The sequence below is a fragment of the Arthrobacter sp. SO3 genome, assembly GCF_020532825.1.
GTDB lineage: Bacteria > Actinomycetota > Actinomycetes > Actinomycetales > Micrococcaceae > Arthrobacter.
In genome coordinates this window covers 1-2,318 of sequence record NZ_MQTS01000193.1, presented here as the reverse complement: position 1 = coordinate 2,318, position 2,318 = coordinate 1, and the positions used below count along the sequence as shown (strand labels likewise).

Annotated in this window: 4 protein-coding genes; 3 read left to right on the top strand and 1 reads right to left on the bottom strand. The window is 67.3% G+C overall.

Annotated features, from left to right (window positions below):
• The 3 genes from BJQ90_RS18425 to BJQ90_RS18415 all read left to right on the top strand — a co-directional run.
• The coding region (locus BJQ90_RS18425; protein WP_319004659.1) for a Dabb family protein at positions 1-363 on the top strand (363 nt) is incomplete at its 5' end.
• Positions 364-373: 10 nt separating this feature from the next.
• On the top strand, positions 374-1,777 hold the full coding sequence (locus BJQ90_RS18420; protein WP_226761654.1) for an MFS transporter: 1,404 nt from the start codon (positions 374-376) through the stop codon (positions 1,775-1,777).
• Positions 1,778-1,802: 25 nt separating this feature from the next.
• The gene (locus tag BJQ90_RS18415) at positions 1,803-2,009 is read left to right on the top strand and encodes a hypothetical protein (protein WP_226761653.1); all 207 of its coding nucleotides are present in this window, start codon (positions 1,803-1,805) and stop codon (positions 2,007-2,009) included.
• Positions 2,010-2,078: 69 nt separating this feature from the next.
• Here the strand turns inward: BJQ90_RS18415 and BJQ90_RS18410 are convergent.
• Positions 2,079-2,318 (bottom strand): GNAT family N-acetyltransferase (locus tag BJQ90_RS18410; RefSeq protein WP_226761652.1); only part of this gene is annotated, 240 nt, incomplete at its 5' end.

Here is a 2,318-nt window from a genome sequence, read left to right as displayed (position 1 = left end):
CTGCCCACGCAGCCGAACTGGTGGGTGCCTGAGATGATCCGCCACACCGTTCTCTTCCAGTTCAAACCGGACTTCCCGCCCGCCGACAAGCAGGCCTGGATCGCCGGACTCAACGCGATGGCCGGGAATATCCCCGGCATGCTCAGCCTGACCCACGGTCCCGACCAGCTCAACACCGAGCGCTCTTTCGATTACGCAATCGTCGCGGACTTCGAAAATGTCGAGGACATCGCGGTGTACAACACCCATCCGCTGCACGAGCCGCTCAAGGCCTACTCATTCCCCAACAGCCAGCAAATCCTCTCGGTGGACTTCCACCTCGGGGATTCCCAGCCGGCTTCCACTAAGACACCGTTGTCTTAAGGAGATCCCCATGCACACAGCACCCGATTCAAGCCCGGCCGCGCGCAAAACGCCGCGGAAGGCGGCCCTGGCATCGTTCCTGGGCAGCACCCTGGAGTACTACGACTTCTTCATCTACGGCACGGCCGCGGCCCTGGTGTTCCCGCACCTGTTCTTCCCGTCCGCCGACCCCGCTATCGGACTGGTCGCAGCGTTCGCCACCTTCGGCGTGGCCTACGTGGCGCGGCCGGTGGGCGGACTGGTCATGGGCCACTTCGGCGACAAGCTGGGGCGCAAGAAGATCCTGCTGCTCACGCTGGGCATCATGGGCCTGGCATCGCTCGGCATCGGTTTCCTGCCGACCTACGAACAGGTCGGCGTCTGGGCCCCGATCCTGCTGGTGGCCGGGCGCCTGGCGCAGGGATTCTCCGCCGGCGCCGAGTCCGCGGGCGCCTCCACCCTCACGCTGGAACACTCCCCGGAAGGCCGGCGCGGCTTCTTCACCAGCTTCGTGATGACCGGCTACGCCTCGGGCATGGTGCTGGCCACCCTGGTCTTCGTCCCGGTCACCGCACTCCCCCAGGAAGCGATGATGAGCTGGGGCTGGCGCATCCCCTTCCTGCTCTCCATCGTGGTCCTGGGCATCGCCTACTGGGTGCGGACACATCTGGACGAGACCCCGGTCTTCGAAGCGGCGCAGGAACAGCAGCGGGTCGCCCCGATGCCGGTCAAGGAAGTGCTCAAGTTCCAGGGCGCCGACGTGCTGCGGGTGGTGGGAATGTCGATCATGTCCGTCATGCAGACCGTCTTCACGGTCTTCGGGCTGGCGTACGCCACTTCCACCGCAGGTTTTGACCGGGCCTCGATCCTGACCGTCAACGCCATAGCGATCGGGCTGTCGATGTTCGCCATGCCGCTGGCCGCGAAACTCTCGGACCGGATCGGACGGCGCCCCCTGCTACTGAGCGCTGCGATCGGCTGCTCGGTCACGATCTTCCTGTACTTCGTGGCGCTGTCCTCGGGGAACATCGTGCTGGTTTTCCTGGCCGCTTTCCTGAACATGACGGTGCTGTACTCGGGCTTCAACGGCATCTGGCCCTCGTTCTTCGCCGAGCAGTTCGCCGCACCCGTGCGCTACACCGGCATGGCGATGGGCAACCAGCTCGGACTCGTCCTGGCCGGCTTCGCCCCGATGATCGCCGGCATGCTCCTGGCCCCGGGCGTCACCGGCTGGGTTCCCGTGGCCGTCTTCGCCACGGTCTGCATGCTGATCGCAGCCGTCTCGGTGTACTTCTCCCGCGAGACGTACAGGACCCCGATCGAGGAACTGGGCGGCCCGTACCTGGCCGGAACTGCCCGACGCCGGGAACTGCTTGCCGAAGCGGAAACCGCCGGGCAGCAGCAGCCGGCCCGGCCGGCACTGCAGCTTCCCTGAACCGCCCACGACCCGGAGGAGCCCCATGTCCAGAATCAGACACCACAGCGCGTTCCCGCACCACTGGCCCGTCCAGGTGGCCGGGATGCAGACGCCCGGCTCGCAGGGGTCCGGGGTGTGCCGGGTACCAGCTGCAGACTGCGACGTACGGCCGTCGGCACCGCAGCCCGCCGGCGGTGAGCTGACCGCGTCGCCGTGGCTCGGTCTGCACTATGAGACGGAAGGCACTTAGGGGCCTCCTGCCCCGATATGCCCGACGGCGTCTGCCGCCCCGATTCTTTCGGGTGCGGCGGGCGCCGTTTCAGCAGCCGGTCAGGTGCCGTTTGGGCCGTTCCTGCCGGTAGAGGTACCGGCCGGCTGCCTCGAAACCGGCGCGGGCGTAGAGTTCCCGGGCTCCGGAATTGGAGGCCATCACGAGCAGCCAGCAGCCGCTGAGGCCCCGGGCGTCCCCTTCACGCAGCAGCGCCTGCAGGATCCGGGCGGCATAACCGCGCCGCCTCGCGTCCGGTCGGGTCGCCATGCAGTACAGCCCGCCCCGGCT

Coding starts and splice junctions, on each gene's coding strand:
- BJQ90_RS18415 (WP_226761653.1), top strand. CDS start 1,803: ATGTCCAGAATCAGACACCACAGCGCGTTCCCGCACCACTGGCCCGTC.
- BJQ90_RS18420 (WP_226761654.1), top strand. CDS start 374: ATGCACACAGCACCCGATTCAAGCCCGGCCGCGCGCAAAACGCCGCGG.